General features: G+C 68.7%; 20 protein-coding genes and 1 tRNA gene. 12 read left to right on the forward strand and 9 right to left on the reverse strand.

All coding sequences use genetic code 11. The annotated features are described in order from the left end of the window. The first annotated feature begins 2 nt into the window (after positions 1 to 2). The 6 genes from cyoC to ACO1BU_RS18500 are packed head-to-tail and all read left to right on the forward strand — an operon-like array spanning position 3 to position 5,427. Complete coding sequence (cyoC, locus tag ACO1BU_RS18475; protein ID WP_424137443.1) at positions 3 to 650, forward strand: cytochrome o ubiquinol oxidase subunit III; 648 nt, start codon at positions 3 to 5, stop codon at positions 648 to 650. Next, positions 647 to 1,051, forward strand: coding sequence for a cytochrome o ubiquinol oxidase subunit IV (cyoD, locus tag ACO1BU_RS18480; protein WP_424137444.1), 405 nt, complete (start codon positions 647 to 649; stop codon positions 1,049 to 1,051). Before cyoC ends, cyoD begins: the two co-directional genes overlap by 4 nt. A gap of 2 nt (positions 1,052 to 1,053) precedes the next feature. Further along, entirely contained in the window at positions 1,054 to 3,216 is a 2,163-nt protein-coding gene (locus ACO1BU_RS18485) for an SURF1 family cytochrome oxidase biogenesis protein (protein ID WP_424137445.1), read from the forward strand. Then, positions 3,206 to 3,739 (forward strand): response regulator transcription factor, encoded by a 534-nt coding sequence (locus tag ACO1BU_RS18490; protein ID WP_424137446.1) that lies wholly within the window; start codon positions 3,206 to 3,208, stop codon positions 3,737 to 3,739. Before ACO1BU_RS18485 ends, ACO1BU_RS18490 begins: the two co-directional genes overlap by 11 nt. Before the next feature lie 27 nt (positions 3,740 to 3,766). Then, on the forward strand, positions 3,767 to 4,603 hold the full coding sequence (locus ACO1BU_RS18495) for an SDR family oxidoreductase (protein ID WP_424137447.1): 837 nt from the start codon (positions 3,767 to 3,769) through the stop codon (positions 4,601 to 4,603). A gap of 14 nt (positions 4,604 to 4,617) precedes the next feature. Further along, positions 4,618 to 5,427 (forward strand): alpha/beta fold hydrolase, encoded by an 810-nt coding sequence (locus tag ACO1BU_RS18500; RefSeq protein ID WP_424137448.1) that lies wholly within the window; start codon positions 4,618 to 4,620, stop codon positions 5,425 to 5,427. Positions 5,428 to 5,494: 67 nt separating this feature from the next. Here ACO1BU_RS18500 and ACO1BU_RS18505 read toward each other — a convergent pair whose 3' ends face one another. Together ACO1BU_RS18505 and ACO1BU_RS18510 are read right to left on the reverse strand one after the other, a co-directional pair. Next, positions 5,495 to 5,716, reverse strand: a complete 222-nt coding sequence (locus ACO1BU_RS18505; RefSeq protein WP_424137449.1) for a hypothetical protein — start codon at positions 5,714 to 5,716, stop codon at positions 5,495 to 5,497. A 217-nt stretch (positions 5,717 to 5,933) separates the two neighbouring features. Then, on the reverse strand, positions 5,934 to 6,920 hold the full coding sequence (locus ACO1BU_RS18510; RefSeq protein WP_424137450.1) for a Bug family tripartite tricarboxylate transporter substrate binding protein: 987 nt from the start codon (positions 6,918 to 6,920) through the stop codon (positions 5,934 to 5,936). A 146-nt stretch (positions 6,921 to 7,066) separates the two neighbouring features. Between ACO1BU_RS18510 and ACO1BU_RS18515 the strand changes: the two genes are divergently transcribed. Together ACO1BU_RS18515 and crcB are read left to right on the forward strand one after the other, a co-directional pair. Then, positions 7,067 to 7,450, forward strand: a complete 384-nt coding sequence (locus ACO1BU_RS18515; protein ID WP_424137451.1) for a VOC family protein — start codon at positions 7,067 to 7,069, stop codon at positions 7,448 to 7,450. A 54-nt stretch (positions 7,451 to 7,504) separates the two neighbouring features. Continuing rightward, complete coding sequence (gene crcB, locus ACO1BU_RS18520) at positions 7,505 to 7,894, forward strand: fluoride efflux transporter CrcB (protein ID WP_424137452.1); 390 nt, start codon at positions 7,505 to 7,507, stop codon at positions 7,892 to 7,894. A gap of 9 nt (positions 7,895 to 7,903) precedes the next feature. On the opposite strand, the gene ACO1BU_RS18525 is transcribed toward crcB, so the two are convergent. Further along, on the reverse strand, positions 7,904 to 8,371 hold the full coding sequence (locus ACO1BU_RS18525) for a YybH family protein (RefSeq protein ID WP_424137453.1): 468 nt from the start codon (positions 8,369 to 8,371) through the stop codon (positions 7,904 to 7,906). Positions 8,372 to 8,465: 94 nt separating this feature from the next. After that, positions 8,466 to 9,017 carry a GNAT family N-acetyltransferase gene (locus ACO1BU_RS18530; protein WP_424137454.1) on the reverse strand — a complete coding sequence of 184 codons (552 nt, stop codon included), beginning with the start codon at positions 9,015 to 9,017 and terminating at the stop codon, positions 8,466 to 8,468. Positions 9,018 to 9,142: 125 nt separating this feature from the next. On the opposite strand from ACO1BU_RS18530, the gene ACO1BU_RS18535 reads away from it, so the two are divergent. Together ACO1BU_RS18535 and ACO1BU_RS18540 are read left to right on the forward strand one after the other, a co-directional pair. Further along, positions 9,143 to 10,117 carry an RluA family pseudouridine synthase gene (locus ACO1BU_RS18535; RefSeq protein ID WP_424137455.1) on the forward strand — a complete coding sequence of 325 codons (975 nt, stop codon included), beginning with the start codon at positions 9,143 to 9,145 and terminating at the stop codon, positions 10,115 to 10,117. A 28-nt stretch (positions 10,118 to 10,145) separates the two neighbouring features. Continuing rightward, on the forward strand, positions 10,146 to 12,704 hold the full coding sequence (locus tag ACO1BU_RS18540; RefSeq protein ID WP_424137456.1) for an AsmA family protein: 2,559 nt from the start codon (positions 10,146 to 10,148) through the stop codon (positions 12,702 to 12,704). A 22-nt stretch (positions 12,705 to 12,726) separates the two neighbouring features. On the opposite strand, the gene ACO1BU_RS18545 is transcribed toward ACO1BU_RS18540, so the two are convergent. Together ACO1BU_RS18545 and ACO1BU_RS18550 are read right to left on the reverse strand one after the other, a co-directional pair. Beyond that, positions 12,727 to 12,799: transfer RNA gene (locus ACO1BU_RS18545), tRNA-Ile, on the reverse strand. 26 nt (positions 12,800 to 12,825) lie between these two features. Next, positions 12,826 to 14,106, reverse strand: a complete 1,281-nt coding sequence (locus tag ACO1BU_RS18550) for an E22 family MetX-like putative esterase (protein ID WP_424137457.1) — start codon at positions 14,104 to 14,106, stop codon at positions 12,826 to 12,828. Positions 14,107 to 14,263: 157 nt separating this feature from the next. Here ACO1BU_RS18550 and ppa point away from each other — a divergent pair, with 157 nt between their 5' ends. Next, positions 14,264 to 14,791 (forward strand): inorganic diphosphatase, encoded by a 528-nt coding sequence (gene ppa, locus ACO1BU_RS18555; RefSeq protein ID WP_424137458.1) that lies wholly within the window; start codon positions 14,264 to 14,266, stop codon positions 14,789 to 14,791. Positions 14,792 to 15,079: 288 nt separating this feature from the next. Beyond that, on the forward strand, positions 15,080 to 16,771 hold the full coding sequence (locus ACO1BU_RS18560) for an HWE histidine kinase domain-containing protein (RefSeq protein WP_424137459.1): 1,692 nt from the start codon (positions 15,080 to 15,082) through the stop codon (positions 16,769 to 16,771). A 107-nt stretch (positions 16,772 to 16,878) separates the two neighbouring features. Here the strand turns inward: ACO1BU_RS18560 and ACO1BU_RS18565 are convergent, their stop codons facing one another. From ACO1BU_RS18565 to ACO1BU_RS18575, 3 genes are all read right to left on the reverse strand, one after another. Then, the gene (locus ACO1BU_RS18565; protein ID WP_424137514.1) at positions 16,879 to 17,169 is read right to left on the reverse strand and encodes a hypothetical protein; all 291 of its coding nucleotides are present in this window, start codon (positions 17,167 to 17,169) and stop codon (positions 16,879 to 16,881) included. Between the two features lie 54 nt (positions 17,170 to 17,223). Beyond that, entirely contained in the window at positions 17,224 to 18,027 is an 804-nt protein-coding gene (locus ACO1BU_RS18570) for an alpha/beta hydrolase (protein ID WP_424137460.1), read from the reverse strand. A 69-nt stretch (positions 18,028 to 18,096) separates the two neighbouring features. Continuing rightward, a complete protein-coding gene (locus ACO1BU_RS18575) occupies positions 18,097 to 18,651 on the reverse strand; it encodes a GNAT family N-acetyltransferase (RefSeq protein ID WP_424137461.1) in 555 nt (184 codons plus the stop codon). Between the last annotated feature and the right edge of the window lie 22 nt (positions 18,652 to 18,673).

Here is an 18,673-nt window from a genome sequence, read left to right on the forward strand (position 1 = left end):
CGATGTCCGCATCCACCATGGCCCGTTCATCCGCCCCCGCTGCGCGGGAGGAGGAGATCGCCTTCTACGTGAAGGAGGAGGAGCACGCGCATCCGGGGTCCGGCACCATGCTGGGCTTCTGGATCTATCTGATGAGCGACTGCCTCATCTTCGCGGCGCTCTTCGCCACCTATGGGGTGCTCGGCCGCAACTATGCGGCCGGGCCCGGCCCCAAGGACCTGTTCGACCTGCCCCTGGTGGCGCTGAACACGGCCATGCTGCTTTTCTCCTCCATCACCTATGGCTTCGCCATGCTGGAGATGGCGCGGAACCGGCGCGGGATGACCCTGCTCTGGCTGGGTATCACCGGCTTCTTCGGCGCTGCCTTCCTCTTTCTCGAGCTCTATGAATTCGCCCACCTGATCCATGAGGGCGCCGGTCCCCAGCGTAGCGCCTTCCTGTCCTCCTTCTTCACCCTGGTGGGCACGCACGGGCTGCACGTGACCTTCGGCATCATCTGGCTCGTGGTGCTGATGGTGCAGGTGATGCAGCGCGGCCTGGTGGAGGACAACAAGCGTCGCCTGATGTGCCTCAGCCTGTTCTGGCACTTTCTCGACGTGGTCTGGATCGGTGTCTTTTCCTTCGTTTACCTGATGGGAGTGCTGCAATGAGCCCGGACATCATGGTGCAGGCCCGCGGGCACGATCATGGTCACGGCCATGGCGATCACGGGCATGACGAGGCCAGCCACGGTAGCTTCCGGGGTTATGTGACCGGCTTCATCCTCGCCGTCATCCTCACCGCCATCCCGTTCTGGCTGGTGATGGGCGAGGTGCTTCCGGACAAGCAGGTCACGGCCTTCCTCATCATGGGCCTGGCCGTGGTGCAGATCGTGGTCCACATGATCTACTTCCTGCACATGAACACACGGTCGGAAGGCGGCTGGAACATGCTGGCGCTGATCTTTACCATCGTCCTGGTGGTGATCACGCTGACTGGCTCGATCTGGGTCATGTACCATATGAACGCCAACATGATGCCCATGCCGCACGACATGCGCAGTATGCCCTGACCATGGCCGCCCCCGCCGGAGAGGAAGCGGTAGCGCCCCGGTCCAGGGCCCGGCTGTTCGCGCTCGGCGCGGCGGCGCTGCTGGCCTTCGGGGTGCTGGTGGCCCTGGGCAACTGGCAGGTCGCACGCCGCGCCTGGAAGCTGGAGCTGATCGAGCGGATTGAAACCCGGGTGCATGCCCCGCCCGTCGCCGCTCCCGGCCCTGCCTCCTGGCAGGCGGTCAGCGCCGCCTCCGACGAATACCGGCATGTCCAGGTTTCCGGCCAATATCTACGGGGCCGGGACACCTTCACCCAGGCAGCCACCTCCCTCGGCGCCGGCTTCTGGGTGCTGACCCCGTTCCGGACCGGGGACGGCGCCCTGGTTCTGATCAACCGAGGCTTCGTGCCCGGCGAACGCAGCGAGGCCAGCACCCGCACCGCTCCTCCGCCGGAGGGCCCGGTCACCGTCATTGGCCTGCTGCGGATCACCGAGCCCGGTGGCGGCTTTCTCCGCTCCAACGACCCCGCCGCGAACCGCTGGTACTCCCGCGACGTCGCCGCCATCGCCGCCGCCCGGCAGCTGGACCGGGAGCCCGGCCCGGGCGTCGCCCCCTATTTCATCGATGCCGAGGCCTCACCCGCCCTCGCCACCCCGCCCATCGGCGGGCTGACCGTCATTGCCTTTCCCAATCACCACCTGATCTATGCGCTGACCTGGTATGGCTTGGCGCTGATGCTTGCCGGAACCACCTTCTATGCCCTGCGGGAAGGATGGCGCGCTGGACGTTCCCCGGGTGCCGCCCTCCCGCAGGAGGTGGAGAAACAGGATGCGATGGGACTGACCGGGGCGACTGACCGGCGAGTGCCGGCCGCGGCCCCGTCGGGCGCCGCCGCCCTGCCCGCCGACGCCGATGCGGCCGGCGCGAAGAACATGCTGCAGCTCATTCAGCTCCGCTGGATGGCGGTGGCCGGGCAGGTTTTCACCACCAGCATTGTCGCCTCGATGCTGGGGGTCGATCTGCCGCTCGGCCCCATGGGCCTGGTGGTGGCCGGGCTCATCGTGCTGAATTTGGCCTGCCTGCTGCGCCTGCATTGGCGCGCGCCCGTGCGGGCCTGGGAACTCTTCGCCGTGCTGCTGCTGGATGTGGCAGCTCTGACCGCACAGCTCTATCTCAGCGGCGGGGTGACCAACCCGTTCATCTCCCTCTTCCTGCTGCAGGTCACGCTTGCGGCGGTGCTGCTGCCGCTGCGCTGGGCCTGGGCCATGGTGGCCATCACCGGCCTCTGCGTCCTCGGCCTTTCCATGGCCCACCGGCCCCTGATCCTGCCGGAACCCCTGAGCGACGACCCTTTCCGCCTGCATCTTCAGGGGTTCCTGGTCTGCTTCCTTCTCGATGCCGTCCTGCTGGTGGTTTTCGTCACCCGTATCAGCGGCAATCTGCGCGAGCGGGATACGCGCCTGGCCGATCTGCGCCAGCATGCCCTACAGGAGGAGCACATCGTCCGCATGGGCCTGCTTGCTTCCGGCGCCGCGCATGAGCTCGGCACGCCGCTGGCCACCCTTTCCGTCATCCTGGGTGATTGGCAGCGCATGCCGGCCTTCGGCGCTGATCCGGACCTGCGCCAGGAACTTGAGGAGATGCAAGCCGCGGTTACCCGCTGCAAAACAATCATCAGCGGCATTCTCCTCTCGGCAGGAGAGACGCGGGGCGAGGAAGCGGCTGCTACCACCCTTGGCACCTTCCTCGAAGGCTTCGTGGCCGAATGGAGCGCCGCCCATCCCGGCACCAGCCTGGCGCTGGTGGACCTGTTCGGCCGCGACATCCCGATTGTGGCCGACCCAATGCTTAAACAGGCCCTGCTCAACCTCGTCAACAATGCCCATGAGGCATCCGCCGGCCGGATCCGCCTGACGGCCGTGCGGAACCGCGGGGAGATCGTGCTGACCGTCAGCGATGATGGGCCCGGATTCACACCGGAAATGCTGGAGGGGTTCGGCCATCCCTATAGTTCTACGAAGGGCCGGCAGGGCCGCGGGCTCGGTCTGTTCCTGGTGGTCAATGTCGTGCGCAAGCTGGGCGGTCATGTCACGGCTGCGAACCGGGCCGGCGGCGGCGCGGCCGTGACCATCACGCTGCCCCTGGAGTCCATCACCATCGAGAGGAAGACAGCCCATGCCGCCTGATCGCCTGCTGCTGATCGTGGAGGATGATGTCAGCCTCTCCCGCACGCTCCGCCGCTCCTTCGAGCGGCGGGGTTACGAGGTGATGGTCGCCTCGGGCTTTGACGAAATGCAGGCCTTGCTGAAGGAGCGCACGCCGCAATACGCCGTGGTGGACCTGAAGCTGGAAGGCGCCTCGGGCCTCACCTGTGTCCAGGCCCTGCACGCGCATGACCCGGCCATGCTCATCGTCGTACTCACCGGCTTCGCCAGCATCGCGACCGCGGTGGAGGCCATCAAGCTCGGTGCCTGCCACTACCTGGCCAAGCCCTCCAACACCGACGACATCGAGGCAGCCTTCGCCAAGGCCGCGGGCAATGCCGACATTCCGCTCAGTGAGCGCCCCACCTCGATCAAGACGCTGGAATGGGAGCGGATCCACCAGACTTTGGCCGATACGGGCTTCAATGTTTCGGAGTCCGCGCGCCGGCTTGGCCTGCACCGCCGCACCCTGGCGCGCAAGCTGGAGAAGCGCCAGCTGAACTGAGGCGGCCCGCCTCCTCGTTGACAGCCCGTGTCGGAACGGACGACACATGGCGGAAAGAGCAACGAGGAAACGGCGATGGAACTGGGCCTGGCCGGCCGGAAGGCAGTCGTGACGGGCGGCTCCCTTGGAATCGGGCGCGCCATCGCGCGGGAGCTGTCACAGGAGGGCGTGACGGTGGCCATCCTGGCCCGTGATCCCACGAAGCTCGATGAGGCTGCCGCCGCCATCTCTGGCGAAACCGGCAACCGCGTCATTCCCATTCCTGCGGACCTGACCGATCCCGGCCAGATCGAACAGGCCATGGCTCGCGCGCAGGACGCGCTGGGCGAGGTCGACATCCTCGTAAACAATGCCGGGGCTACGCCGATGGGCCGGATCGGCGACACGTCCGATGCTGTCTGGATGAAGTCCATCAACCTCAAGCTGATGGGCTATATGCGCTGCGCCCGCGTGCTGACGCCCCCCATGCGCGCGCGCCGTTGGGGCCGGGTGGTAAACATCATTGGCCGCTCCGGCCACCAGCCCCGGCCCAATTACATCACGGGCAGCGCGGTGAACGCCTCTCTCCTCGCCTTCACCCATGCGCTGGCGCAGGAATGCGCGCCCGACAACGTGCTGGTCACCGGCGTCAATCCCGGCCCGATCGCAACGCCGCGCTGGGATACGCTGATCAATCAGGGCGCTGCGGGCGCCGGGCGCGATGCGGGCGCGGAGAACGCCGCCGCGATCGCAACCGTCGCCCTCGGCCGTCTTGGCACGCCCGAGGAATGCGCGGGCCTCGTCGCCTTTCTCTGCTCAGAACGCGCCAGCTTCATCACGGGCACGATGATCGACGTTGATGGCGGCGGCACCCGCTGCATCTAACCAAGGACCGGACAATGCCGCTTCTCCAGACCGCGCCGGGCGTCAGCATTGCCTACCGCGTGGACGACTTCACTGATCCCTGGAAGTACGCCCCAACGGCGCTGATGCTTCACGGCCTCGCGGAAAGCGGCGAGGCGTTCCGTGCCTTCGTGCCCTATCTCGCCCGCCAGGCGCGGGTCGTCCGCATGGACCTGCGGGGCTATGGCGACTCCCCCGCCCTTCCCGCCGACCATCCCTGGCGCTTCGACTCCCTGGTGGAGGATGTGGTGCGCCTGATCGGCGCGCTGGACCTGCCTCGCGTGCATCTCGTCGGCGGCAAGATCGGCGGCACCATCGCTCTGGCCGTCGCTGCCCGCCATCCGGAACTGGTGGACCGCCTTGCCGTGCTCGGTGCCCCCGCCTCGCTGCGGGACATGATCGCCCGCACCCCGGCCTGGCGGCAGCAGATCGCGACTGAAGGTGTGTTGCCCTGGGTGCGCGGCTCCAACACTGGCCGTATGGGCACGCGCATGACGCCAGAGCAGCGCGAATGGTGGGCGCAGCTCATGGGCCGCACCGCCGCCTCAACGCTCGACGGCTTCCTGCAGATGGTTCCGAATGTGGACGTGACGGAGGAAGTCTCCCGCATCCAGGCACCCGCCCTGGTTGTCACCACGACCGGCAGCGGCCTGGGCTCGGTGGACCAGGTGCGCGCCTGGCAGGAGCGGATGCCCAACTCGCGCCTCATGGTGCTGGAGAATGACAGCTACCATGTCGCCGCCTCCGACCCCGACGAGGTCGCACAACTCGTGCGCGATTTCCTGTTCAGCGGCTCAACAATCTGACACAGCGGCTCCGCGATTCCGGCGCGGGCGGTCACCCGCCCGAACCGCCACCGCGGAGGATCAAGCTTTACTGCAAGGGTCTGGTGCCAAAGGCGGGCGTGAGTTCGTCCTCGCTGCGCCGCATCAGCGGCTCCAGCCGGCGCGCCGGGTCTTTTGCCTGCCGCGCGCATTCCGCCCCGGTCACTTCCGGCAACTCCGTCCCACGTCGCCAGAGACGTGAGACCTTCGAGAGCAACCTCGTATTCGCGCGCATTGGCCCCATGCGCCGCGCGAGATCATTGCCGTTCATTCCGTCCTCCCACGATGTGAAACAGTGGGCCAGCCCTGGAGCAGTGTTCGCCTGCGTCCGCTGCAAACGGACCAGCCCCTTGCCTGAAGAGCGGCCTCTCGCTTCCGGGCGATCCAACCCTCCAGCGATCCGAATCAGCTAGGGTCTGCACCCGCCGATTGGAAGACTCCCGCGCCACACGCGCCGGAGCGGATCCTTCCTCTGCTTCCGGAGAAGGCTAGTCAGCCCGCGCGCCCGAGGCCTCGATCACCCGGCCCCATTTCATCCGTTCGTCCTCGATGAAGCGCAGGAAATCAGCCCCGAACAGCGTTCCCGGCTCTGCCCCGGCACCCGCCAGCCTCTCGCGCAGCGTAGGCTCGGCGAGGGCTGCCCTCACCTCATGGGTGATCCGCTCCTGCAGCGGTTCTGGCGTCGCGCCCGGCGCCCCCATGCCGAACCAAGAGGACGCCTCGAAACCCGGCAACCCAGCTTCCGTCACCGTCGGCAGATCTGGCAGCGCCGCTGCGCGCCGCGCGCCCGCCACGGCCAGGGCCCGCACGCGCCCGTCCCGCACCTGCGGCAGCACCGCGGGCATGTTGTCGAAATAGATCTGCAGCCGCCCGCCGATCAGGTCCGTCATCGCCGGCGCTGCGCCCCGATAGGGCACATGGACGATATCGACTCCCGCCATGCTTCGCAGCAGTTCTCCCGCCAGATGGTTGGTTCCACCTACAGAGGATGAACCGAAGGCCAGTTGTCCCGGCTGGCGCTTCGCCAACCCGATCAACTCCTGCACGCTGTGCGCGGGGCTGGAAATCGGAACCATCAGGACGATCGGAACCGAAGCGACGAGGCCGATTGGCGCAATGTCCCTCGCGGGATTGAAGGGCATCGTCCGGTAGAGCTTGTCGTTGATCGCGAAGGGACCAGGCGAGTTGACCACCAGCGTATAGCCGTCCGGCGGTGACTTCGCGACGAAGTCCGTCCCGACATTGCCGCCCGCGCCACCACGGTTCTCCACCAGGAAGGGCTGCCCCAGCCGCTCCCGCAACGTCTCGGCCAGAAAACGCGCGACGATGTCGGTCGATCCGCCCGGCGGGAAGGGAACGATGATGCGAACTGGCCGATCGGGCCAGGCGCCCTGGGCCAGGGCCGGCCCCGTTGCGGCCGCGCCGAGCACCCCCAGCGCGGATTGCATCAGCGCGCGCCTGGATACCGGTTCCATGCCGCCTCCTCCCGTTTTCCGTGACGTTGCGGGACAGCAGGGGCTTAGGCAAGCACCGAAATGAAACCCTCCCTTGACAGTCCGGCGACGCAGTCATCCCCTCCTCCGCAGCAGGCCGTCTGAGCCTGGAAGGGGAGCGCGCCTGGATGGCGGAATTCCGTTGTGACCATGTTCACCTCCGGAGCTTCGACGCCGAGGCCGCGGCCCGCTTCTACATGGAGGTCTTCGGTGCCCGGTTCCTCTTCGGCCGGGCCGTGGACGGAATGGCGCGCCTAGCCGTCTCGATCGGCGAGCTGACCCTGTTCATCGACCAGATGCCCCAGGGCACTCCGGTCGCGCCGCATCCGCCCTATGTCGGCCTCGAACATATCTGCCTGGCCGTGAACGGCTTGGATGCCGTTGCGGAGGAGATGCGCAGCAAGGGCGTGACCTTCACCGTGGAGCCCCGCGAATTACGTCCGGGGGTCCGCTACGCCTTCATCGAGGCGCCAGACGGCGTCCGGCTGGAACTGATCGACAGGGCCGCCTAGCGCAACCTGCGGGACGGCTCTAAGCGCTCCGCCGGCGCATCAGGAAGGCGGCCCATGAATCCACTTTCACCCGTTCCGGTCCTCTGCGTCGCGCTGGGCGGCGCGCTCGGCTCGGTGGCACGCCACGCGCTCGGCGTCATGGCACTGCGCTATCTCGGCGCCGCCTTCCCCTGGGGGACGCTCACGGTGAATGTCGCGGGCAGCCTCGTCATCGGCGTGATCGGCGGCATGATGGCGGCGGGCACGGCGGTGGCACCGGAACTGCGGCTCTTCCTCGTCACCGGGATTCTCGGCGGCTTCACCACCTTCTCTTCCTTCTCGCTCGACACTGGCGCGCTGTTCCAGCGTGCACCAGCGCTCGCGGCCCTCTATCTCGTCACGACCATCCTGGGCGGGCTCGCGGCTTTCGCACTGGGCTGGTGGATCGGACAGCGCGCGGCCTGACCGGGCGCCTCAGCTCTTCAGCGGCTTCTTCCCGTGCGATACCTCCGGCGTGCCGCGGAACAGCGACATATGCGTGTGCGTCGCCACCCAGGGACCGCCTATCTTTTCCCGCGCGAAGGTCACGGTGGCGCGGCCCAGCCGCTCAAAGGGCGATCCGTCCGGCCGGTAGCCCGTCGAATCCCATACCGCCATGCCCGTGGCATGCAGCCGATCCGGCGAAACCACGGCCTGCACGCCGTCCAGTCGCCAGGTGAAGCCGTCAATGGTCGGCCACACCTTGCGCCACTGGTTTTTCTCCGCGAGATCGCGCCCCTGCATGAGATCGCCGTAAGTTCCGAAAGCAATGAAATTCTCCGCAAAAAGCGGGCGGGCCGGAACGAAGTCCACGGCCCGGACATGCTCCGCCAGGCGCCGGAACCAGTCGCGGATCAGGGCGAGGTCCCGCGGGTCCACGGCGGCAGCCGCCTTCACGGGCATGCGGATTCTCCGACTGGACTCAAGGCGGTTAGAGGCCGGGCCGGCCCAGAGCTGCAAGCCCCCGAGACAAACGGCCCCGCAAGGCTCCCGCCGATCAGCCGCGTCGCACCTCGTGAAAAAAGGTCGGCTCGTTCCGGCCGCGCGCCGGAGCATGGGTGATCCGTACCCCCACCGGCGCCATGCCCAGCGCGCGCATCACCGCGAATGAGGCGTGGTTGTCTGGCTGCGCCCCGGCCTCCACCACACTTACGCCCAGGCGTGCGAAGGCAACGGGCAACAGCGCCTTTGCCGCCTCCCGCACATAGCCCTGCCCCCGATGCGCCTCGGCACACCACCACCCCATGCTGGCGCGCTCCGGATCTTCGCGCCCACGCAGGGCATGTACCCAGCCGACCAGGGCGCCATCCGCATTCCGCTCCACGACGCAGGGCAGGCCGATCTGGCGCCACTCCGCAATGCGGGCAGCCATGCGCTTCTCCGTCCAGGGCATGGGCCAGGCGGAAAGACGGGCGGAAATCGCATCGGTCATCAGCACCGCCAGCGGGGCGGCATCGCTGGCCTCCGCAAGACGAAGCGTGAGCCTCGGCGTGCGGATCGGCAGCCCGACGGCTCGATCGGCCGGAACGGCCCGGGTCACCTCGTGCATCAGGTCCTCCTCTCGGCCGGCAGGATCATTCCGGAGCGGCGCCGCCCCGTCGAGCCACCCCCGTCCCGGTTCCTTTCCGTCGGGCCAATCTCGACGCGGGCCCCCGCCATCGCTACCTCCCCTCCATGCCCGCCACTCTCCGCACCGTCGCCGACGATGAGGCCGATCTCCGCCTCGACCGCTGGTTCCGCCGCCATCACCCTAACCTCACCCAGGGTGCGCTCCAGAAGATGCTCCGCACCGGTCAGGTGCGGGTGGACGGTAAGCGGGCGGAAACCAGCACGCGCCTCACCCCGGGCCAGCAGATCCGCGTTCCCCCCATGCCCGAGGCGCCGCCGCCCGAGCCCGCCCGCCCTGCCGTTTCGGAACGTGACGCCGCGATGCTGGAGCGGATGGTCCTCTACCGCGATGATTCCGTCATCGCGCTGAACAAGCCACATGGCCTTCCCGTGCAGGGCGGCCCGAACATCGCCCGCCATCTGGATGGCATGCTGGACGCGCTGCGCTTCGGCGCCGAGGAACGCCCCCGCCTCGTCCACCGGCTGGACCGCGACACCTCCGGCGTCCTGCTCCTGGCGCGCAGCGCCGGCGCCGCCGCGAAGCTCGCCTCGGCCTTCCGCAGCCGGGACGCCCACAAGACCTATTGGGCGCTCGTCGTCGGCCGCCCGCATCCGCTGGCCGGGCGGATCAACATGCCCCTGGCCAGGCAGGGCGGCCCCCGCGGGGAACGCACCGCCCCCGCCGAGGAAGGCGAGGAGGGTGCGCATGCCATCACCGACTTCCGCGTGGTGGACAATGCCCGGAAGCACGTCTCCTGGCTGGAGATGAACCCGCTCACCGGCCGCACCCACCAGCTCCGCGTTCATGCGGCCTCCGCGCTGAAATGCCCGATCCTCGGCGACGGAAAGTACGGTGGCGCAGCCGCGCATCTGGAGGGGATGTCGAACCTGCTGCACCTCCATGCCCGCTCGATCGAGCTGCCCCATCCCGAGGGCGGCACGCTGACCGTATCGGCACCTCTTCCGCCCCATATGGACGAAAGCTTCGAATTCCTCGGCTTCGACCGGCCTCGCATGCCGCCGGCCAAGCATTCGCGCTGACGCCCGCCAGAACTCCGGGAGCCCTGCCATGACCGAGCCCGCGCGTCCCGGCGCCCCCCATGGGCGCCTCCGCCGCCTGCGCCCCTGGCTGATCGGCCTGGGCATCCTCGTCATTGGCCTGCCGCTGGCCGGCTATGTGGCCCTGCTGCTGCTGGTTCGTTCCGACGCCATCCGCCCCCGCCTGCAGGCGGCGGTGGAGGCTGCGACGGGCCGCGCCTTTACCCTTTCCGGCCCTGTCGGCCTCCGCCCCTCCCTCGTGCCCACCATCACGCTGGAGGGGCCGACCCTGGCCAATGTCCCGGGTGGCTCGCGCCCGGAAATACTGCGTGCCCGGCGGATCGAGGCGGAAGTGGCTCTCATGCCTCTTCTCTCCCGCCAGGTGCAGGTACGCCGCCTGACCCTGGTCGCCCCGGACCTGCTGCTGGAGACGGATGCCCAGGGCCATGGCAACTGGCAGCTCGGCCCGGCCGCGAGGCCAGAGGTAGTGGCGCAGCAGCCCACCGCCCCTTCGGAACCATCCCAGCCTCTCACCCTGGATGTGGACGCTGTGAATATCGAGGGCGGCCGCGTCACCTGGCGCGCTCCGGGCCGCGAGGAGGTGGTGGAGCTGCCCCATCTGACTCTCCGCGCCTCTGACCAGGCGATCCAGGCCGAGGGGCAGGTTGTGGCACGTGGCGTCACCGCCGCGGTGAAGGCGGGCACGGGTCCCCTGGCCGCGCTGCTCACCAATCGTCCGGGCGATTGGCCCTTCCGCGCCAGCCTTTCCGTCCCCGGCCTGAATGCCGAGGCGACGGGGGCCCTCGCCCTGCCCTTCCGGACCGATGGCTGGCACGCCCGCCTGGCGGTGACGGCCGATTCCGTGGACCGGCTGGCCCCGGCCCTGCCGGGCGTCACCCTACCTGCCGCGAAGGGCCTCTCCTTGGTGGCGGAGGCTGATGGCGCCTCGGGCCTGAAAACACTGAACGCCTCCGCCGCCGAGCTGGCCTTCCAGGCCGGCGGCCGCACCGTGGCCCTCGCCGGCGCACAATTCGGCGCCCCGTCACCGGATGGGCCGGTGACGCTGACAGGCACGCTGCGGATCGGGGAGCTGCCTCTGAACCTCTCCGCCCAGGGGCCGAACCTTGCCGCCGCGCGTAGCGATGCGCCGCTGCCCCTGGTGGTGAATTTGCACGGCGAGGGCCTCGCCGCCTCTATTCAGGGGGCGCTCGCGCCGGGGCACCGGACCGAGGGGACGGAGTGGCAAGTCTCGCTGCGCGCCGCCGATCTGCGGGCCGCCGCTACTCAGGCCGGGGCGGCCGGCCTGCCAGCGCTGCATGATGCCACGGCCGAGGGGCGGCTGCGCCTGCTGGCCGATGGCGGCGACCTGCCTGAACTGACCCTGACCGCACGCGAGGCCGCCGGCCAGGGCAGCCTCTCCTGGCGCCGGGGCGGCGTCCTGCCGCGCGTGACCCTGCGGGCGAGGCTGGACCGGGTGGATGCGGACGCGCTGACGGCCAGGCCCGCCACAGCAGCCCCTGCCCCCGCGCCGGCATCCCCGCCGCCGGCGCCCCCCGCCCCTGCGCCCGCTCCGGCGGCGCGGCCCAATGGAAGGGTCATTCCCGACACGCCGATCGACCTCTCCGCCATCCGGGACGCTTCCCTGGCCCTGGATGCCGAAGCGAGCATCGCCGCGCTCCGGATGCATGGGGCTGATTGGCGTGACGTTTCGCTGCGCGCCGCGCTGGATGGAAAGAAGCTGACCGTCGAGCGCTTCGCGGCCGCCACGCCGGGCGGGCCGGTTTCAGGCAGCCTCTCGGCCGAGGCGGATGGGGCGGTACCGCGTCTGTCCCTGACCCTGCTCAGCGGCGAGGGCGGAGTCGATCCCGCCCCGCTCCTGGCTGCCTTCGGCACGCGCTCGCCCGTCTCGGGCAAGGGAGCGCTGGACCTCTCGCTCCGAGGCGAAGGCGCGGGGCTGCGGGCCGTGGCAGGCAGCCTGGCTGGGCATCTCGGCCTGGCGATGACGGGCGGGCAGCTCGATCCGCGCCTGCTGGCCGGCGCCACCTCCGCCCTACGCGGCGTGGTGCCCGGGAATACGCTGGGCGACGCAGCCGAGATCCGCTGCCTCGCCCTGCGCTTCGAACTGACGCGCGGCGTCGCACAGTCCCGCGCGCTGCTGGTGCAGACGGGCGTCGCAAGCACCACGGGCGGCGGCGCGGCCAATCTGGGTGACGAGACCCTGGCCTTCCGGCTGCGCCCGGTGGTGCGGGTGGGCGATGTCTCCCTCACCACGCCGCTGGGCATCACCGGCCGCTTCGCCGATCCGCGCTTTAGCGTCGATCCGAACGCCGCGACGGCGGCAGCGGCAGGGGTGCTGGGCGGGCTGGCGCAGCGCTCGAATGATCAGGACACGGCCGCGATCGGATCCCTGGTGGAGGGGCTGCTGGGTGGCCGCAGCGGCGCGGCGCCTGCCGCCGACTGCGCGGGGCAACTCGCGGTGGCCCGGGGCGCGGCGCCGGCGGTCGGCACGCCCCCGCCCGCACAGGCCGCCCCGCAGCATGAGCGCCGGCCGGCCGTGCAGGATCTGCTGCGCGGGCTGCTCGGGCGGTAAGGCGGATTGGTAAGGTCCGGGATGGGCCGGGCAGGAATCGAACCCGCAACCAAGCCGTTATGAGCGGCCAGCTCTAACCGTTGAGCTACCGGCCCATCCCAGGGATTTCTCTAGAACAGGGTCAGGCCGCGAGGAAGGTGCGGATTGCGCTCTCGGCCTTCGCCATCCCGGCTACCCCCTCCAGATGGCCGAGACCGCCCTCGAGCTCCACCAGCGTCACGGGGCGCCCCGCCCTGCGGAGCATCTCAGCCAGGTCACGCCCATAGGTCACAGGGAAAATGCGGTCCCCGGCGGAAGGCGCCACAAGCCATTTCCCCTTGCTGCGGGCCAGGGCCGTGGCGGTGTCCGGATACTCGTTCAGGAAAAGCTGGTTGGCGCGGGTGAGATAGAGGAACGCATTGGCATCGGAGGTTCTGGCGCGTGCCATGGCGGCGTCGTTGAGGAACTTCTCTATGGCGAAACTGTCGCCGATCCTGCGGGCGGGATCCTGCCCCTCCGCGGGGCGGCGGCCGAACTGCGCCAGGGAGCCACGATCGCGGGCCTGGAGGGTGACGATTTTCAATGCCTCCGCCAGGCCACGCGTGGGCGGCTCCCGGCCCTGGCCGTAATATTCCCCGTTGCGCCAGTTCGGGTCGGAGCGGATCGGAACCTCCCAGATATCCATCCAGCCCAGGAGGAAGGCGTCGAACTCGCCCGTTCCGACCACAGGCATCACGCGGTCGATCATCTCGGGATAGGCGCAGGCCCATTCGATGGCCTGCAGAGCGCCCATGGAGGGGCCAGCCACCATCGCCAGGCGTTTTACGCCCAGGCTGTCCAGCAGCCGCTTCTGCACCTCGATGAAGTCCCGCATGGAGACCACGGGATAGGTCATCCCGAAGGGCCTGCCAGTGGAGGGGTCTAGCGCCGACGGGCCGGTGCTGGTCGTCGAATCATCGTTGATGTTCAGGTTCACCAGCGTGTCGGAGGAGATAACGAAGAAGCGGTTCGTGTCGATCGCCTTGCCGGGGCCGATGATGTCGTCCCAGTAGCCGGCAGGGCCGCTGGGCGTGTAGCGCCCGAAGGCATGGCTATTGGCCGAGAAAAAATGCGTGATCAGCACGGCGTTGTCGCCGGCCGGATTCAGCATGCCCGCGGTCTGGTAGCCGATGCGGATATTGGGGACGGTGCCGCCGGAGCGGGTCTGGTAGGTGCCGCCCTCGAAGACCTGCTTACGTACGATCAACGGCGCGGCATCCGCAGCCCGTGCCGGGGCCGGTGTCGGGGCCGGTGTCGGGGCCGGTGTCGGGGCGCTGCCTTGGGCAGCAGCAGGGCCCGCGGGCTGGATGGCGGGGGCAGCCAGGGTTCCAGCGAGCATGGAGGCGGTCAGGACCGCGCGGCGGCGGATGGTAGGTTCGGTCACAGGCATTCCTCTCCCTGCCGGGATCGCTCCCGCCATGCTGAGGGCGGGCACGGCGCGGGACAAGCCGTCGAATGGACGCTGGGCGCATGCGCTGCTAGAGGCGGCGACATTTCGTCGCATTCCGCGTCGACGCGTTAAGATCCAGGATCACAGCCGCATGAATCCCAGTCTGATCCCGACCGGCAAGGCCCCACCGCACGACATCAACGTCGTTGTTGAGATCCCCGAGGGAAGCCAGGTCAAGTACGAGCTGGACAAGGAGACCGGCGCGGTGGTGGTGGACCGGTTCCTGTTCACCCCCATGGCCTATCCGGCGGCCTATGGCTTCATCCCCGGCACCATCGCCGATGATGGCGACCCGACCGACGCCCTGGTGCTGATCCCTGCCCCGGTTGTGCCGGGCTGCGTTATCCGGTGCCGCCCGATCGGCGTGCTGCTGATGGAGGACGAGGCGGGGCAGGACGAGAAGCTTGTCTGCGTGCCGCATGACAAGATCCACCCCTTCTTTTCCGATATCCAGTCCTGCGACGACCTGCCGAAGATCACGCGGCAGCAGATCGAGCACTTCTTCTCTCGCTACAAGGATCTGGAGCCCGGCAAGTGGGTGAAGATCACGGGCTGGGGAACGAAGGATCAGGCGGCTGAACTGATCCAGAAGGGCATCGCGGCCGCCGCGACCAAGTAGCCGCAGCTCACTCCGGCGCCGGGCGGAAATGGAGCGGCGGGACGGCCCCGCCGCCTGCTTCAGGCAATAGCGCCCGGCCGCTCCACCACCAGCCCTGCTCGGCACGGGCAAGCAACATCCAGCAGTCCGTCCGGTCCATAACGACCGCCTGACCCCTGGAAGCCTTGACAGCTTCCAGGCAAGAACCACCTAAGCGCGCAGCAGTCCGTTAAATACAACGTATACGCGTGCGTGGGCGTCACGCCGGATCGGCAGCCCCCGCCAGGAGCCTTTATGCCTGGAGATGACATGGTCCGGCAGCCGGCCCTGCACAGGGAACCGGGAAGTCGCTGGTGGCCGCGCGTCCTCGATATCCAACTCCTCGCCTCCTTCGTTCTTCCAGCCCTGCTCTTCGCCGGGGTGGCAGCCTATGACCGCACCGAGGCGCTCGGCACCGCGAAGCGCGACCTGCTGGCCACCCTCGACACGATCCAGGGGCATGCCGAGAAGGTCTTCCAGCTCCAGGCGATCGCGATCGGCGCCGTTACCGAAAGGCTGGGAAGCCAGTCAGACGAGGAAATCCGCGCTGCGCGAGCCAGCCATCACGCATTTCTCCGCAACCTGAGGCAGCACGCCAACGAATCCCTCGGCATCGTCATCTTCTCCGCGGAGGGCCACCCACTCGTTGAATCCGCCCGGTCGCAGCCCCCGGAGCATCTCGACGTCAGCGACCGGGAGTATTTCCGCTGGCACCGCGACCATCCGGAAACGCAGCCCTATATGGCCGGGCCGGTCCGCAGCCGAGGTGGAAGCGGGACAGTCTTCTTCATGACGGCACGGCGATCCGCGCCCGATGGCTCCTTCCTCGGCGTGGTTGCCGTCGGCATCCAGCAGAGCACCTTTCTGGATTACTGGAACCGCGCCGCGCTCGGTCCGGGCGAGATCGTCAATCTGAGCCGAAACGACGACGTCATCCTGGCGCGCCGCCCCCCCGTGGAGGTGACGGATGGCAGCCGAATCTCCCGGACTGCCCCTCTGGCGCAGGCCATCAGTTCCGGCGCGGAGCGCAGGGTCGTCAAGGGCATCTCGCCGCTGGACGGAGTTGATCGGCTGATCGCCTATCGCCGCGTCGGGCCCTTTCCGGTCAACATCGCCTATGGCGTGCCCCGGGCCGCCGCCTTGGGGCGGTGGTACGAGCGCCTCGTGATCTATGGTGGCTTTGCACTCCTGACCAGTCTGACACTGGCTTCCCTGGCCCTCCTCTCCAGGCGCCGCCACCGGGAACTGCACGATCTCAACGCCAGCCTCGAGCAGCGCGTCGCGCAGCGGACAGCTGAGATCCAGGCAAGCGAGGCCCAGGTGCGCCTGCTGGCGCGGGAGGTTGACCACCGTGCGAAGAACGCGCTTGCCGTCGTTCTGGCGACACTTCAGCTCACGCCACGCAGCGATGCCGCGAGCTATGCGAAGGCGGTGGAGGGGCGCGTGACGGCCTTGGCACGGGCGCAGACCCTGCTTTCGGAGGACCGCTGGCGGGGCGTCAGCCTGCATGCGCTGCTGAAGGCGGAACTCGCGCCTTTCGTTACGGACGGCCTGGGCGAGGCTGGACCCCGGGCCGATCTGGACGGCCCCTCTGTCCTGCTTCCCGCGATCGCCGCGCAGCCCGTTGCGATGGTGGCGCATGAGCTGGCGACGAACGCGGTGAAGCATGGCGCGCTCTCCACCCCCGGCGGGCGGGTCAGCGTTTCCTGGTGGCTTGCCCGCAATGATGATGAGCACGGCGCTACCCTCTTGCTCCGCTGGGCCGAACTCAATGGCCCTCTGCTTGCTGCTCCACCGACGCGGCGCGGCTTTGGAACCAGGGTGCTGGTCTCGACGGTCCGTGGGCAGCTTCGCGGGCAGATCTCGCTGTCCTGGATGACCTCTGGCCTTATCTGCGAGATCGAGGTGCCGCTCGCCCGCCTGGCACAGGACCCGGCACATGAGGAAAGCGCCGCCGCCTGAGGCTTCGGCAGAGCCCCGATGCGTTTTCGGGCCGGCCTACTCAAGCCGTCTCTAGAAAGAAGAAGGCGACGCCGAGCGTTACATAGACGCTGACGAGCAACAGGCCCTCAAGCCAGGTTGATCAGCAGGATGAGCATGGTCGAGAGCAGCCCGGCATTGGCCGGGTTGAAGTCCTGCTTCTTCCTCCCGATCCCACCGGCCAGCATGGCGAGGCCCAGGCCAAGCAAGGTGGTGGCGAGGAGGGAGCCGGTGATCTGGGCCTGCACCACCGCCACCTGCCCGCCGGTCAGCACGAAGAGGGCGGGGATCAGCTCCGCCACGCTGCCGAAGCTGACATTCAGGAGCCCGCCGATGGCCGGGCCCGCATGAGCGGCCAGTTGCTCCGTGCCCCGCCGCAGCCTGAGAAGCTGCCCGGGAGAACCGCCGGCACCGCCGGCGGTTGTGCGGCGTGCTCAGCCGATGCCGGCGAGAAGCTCTACAACACGGCCCGGCTCGGGGATTTCCACGTCATGCGGGACGGGAAGCTCGATGTAGCGCCAGCCCGGCTTGGCGCGGGCACGCTGCCTGCTGGGCTCGATCGAGGAGAGGGCCGGATTAGTATAGGCCACATAGGTGACGGGAAGGCCGGCGCCGGCGGGCTTCACGAGATGCATCACGCTCTCATAGGTACCGATCGGATGCGGCCGCAGGCGACGCATGAACCATTGTTTGCCCGGGCTATCCGGGATCGGGAAGCCTTCGGGGCCCGGCACCGGCAGGGCCACGCCGCCGCCTTGCTCCTGCGCTACTTTCCGGCGGGCATCCGCCATGCCGGGCGGCAGGATCTGGAAGACCGTCTCGCCATTCTCGGGGATCAGGGCGTCGAGGTAGACGATATGGCGAATCCGGTCCGTCAGGCGGTCGGCCACGCCCGTGACCGCCACGCCGCCATAGGAGTGGCCGACTAGGATGATGTCGCGCAACTCCTCCGTCTCGATGACATTGGCGACGTCCTGGATATGGGTCTCCACCGTGATCTGGCGGGACAGCAAATGGCTGCGCTCGCCGAGCCCGGTCTGGGTAGGAGTCCAGACACGGTGGCCCTGGCGGCGCAGGCCCTCCGCTACGTCGCGCCAGATCCAGCCACCGCCATAGGCACCGTGGACGAGGACATAGGTCTTGGGCGCGGAGGCGGCAGGTGCCTGCCCTTGTGCCTGGGCCAGGCTGGTCGCCACGGGCGCGGTGGCCAAGGCGGCGATCATGCTCCTGCGCTGCATGCAGCTTCCTCCCGGTCTTCTTGGGTGGAAGCCTAGAGGGCCAGTCGGAAGGGGGTCAACGGGCGGCGGCTAACCGGCCCGCTGGGGCAGTCGCAGGCCCAGCCCCACCGGCACCGGCCATTCCTCCCGCACCCGCCGCACCACCCTGAAGCCGGCGGCAATGTAGTTGGGAAGGGCACGCGGGTGGTCCGCCGTGCAGGTGTTCACCGTCAGCAGGGAACAGGAACCAGCCCAGGCGGTGTCGATGGCGTGGCGCAGGAAGGCGCGCCCCAGACCGCCCCCGATCGCGTGGGGCAGCAGACCGAAATAGGCAAGGTTGGTGGTGCCGTCCCAGCGGCGCTCCAGTTCGTAGAAACCGGCCGGCTCGCCATCACGGTAAAGGGTGTAGATGGAAACAGCCGGATCCCGCAGCAGCGCCGCGAGCCGGTCATCCGGCATGGTGCGCCGCAGCCACCAGCAATAGTCCCGGCCCACCGTGTCATAGAGATAGCGATAAAATCCGACGGTGCAGCGGTGCACCGGCACCACACTCACCTCGGGCGGCAATGGTGGCGGCGGGTCGGCCGGCGGGTTCTCCATGCGGAGAAAGGTGACCTCGACCTGAACCGGAACAGTCTCGGCCATGGCTAGAGTATATTCCGTTCGC

Origin of the sequence: Roseomonas chloroacetimidivorans (assembly GCF_049629625.1) — a bacterium.
In the GTDB taxonomy this organism is placed as follows: Bacteria; Pseudomonadota; Alphaproteobacteria; order Acetobacterales; family Acetobacteraceae; genus Roseomonas; species Roseomonas chloroacetimidivorans.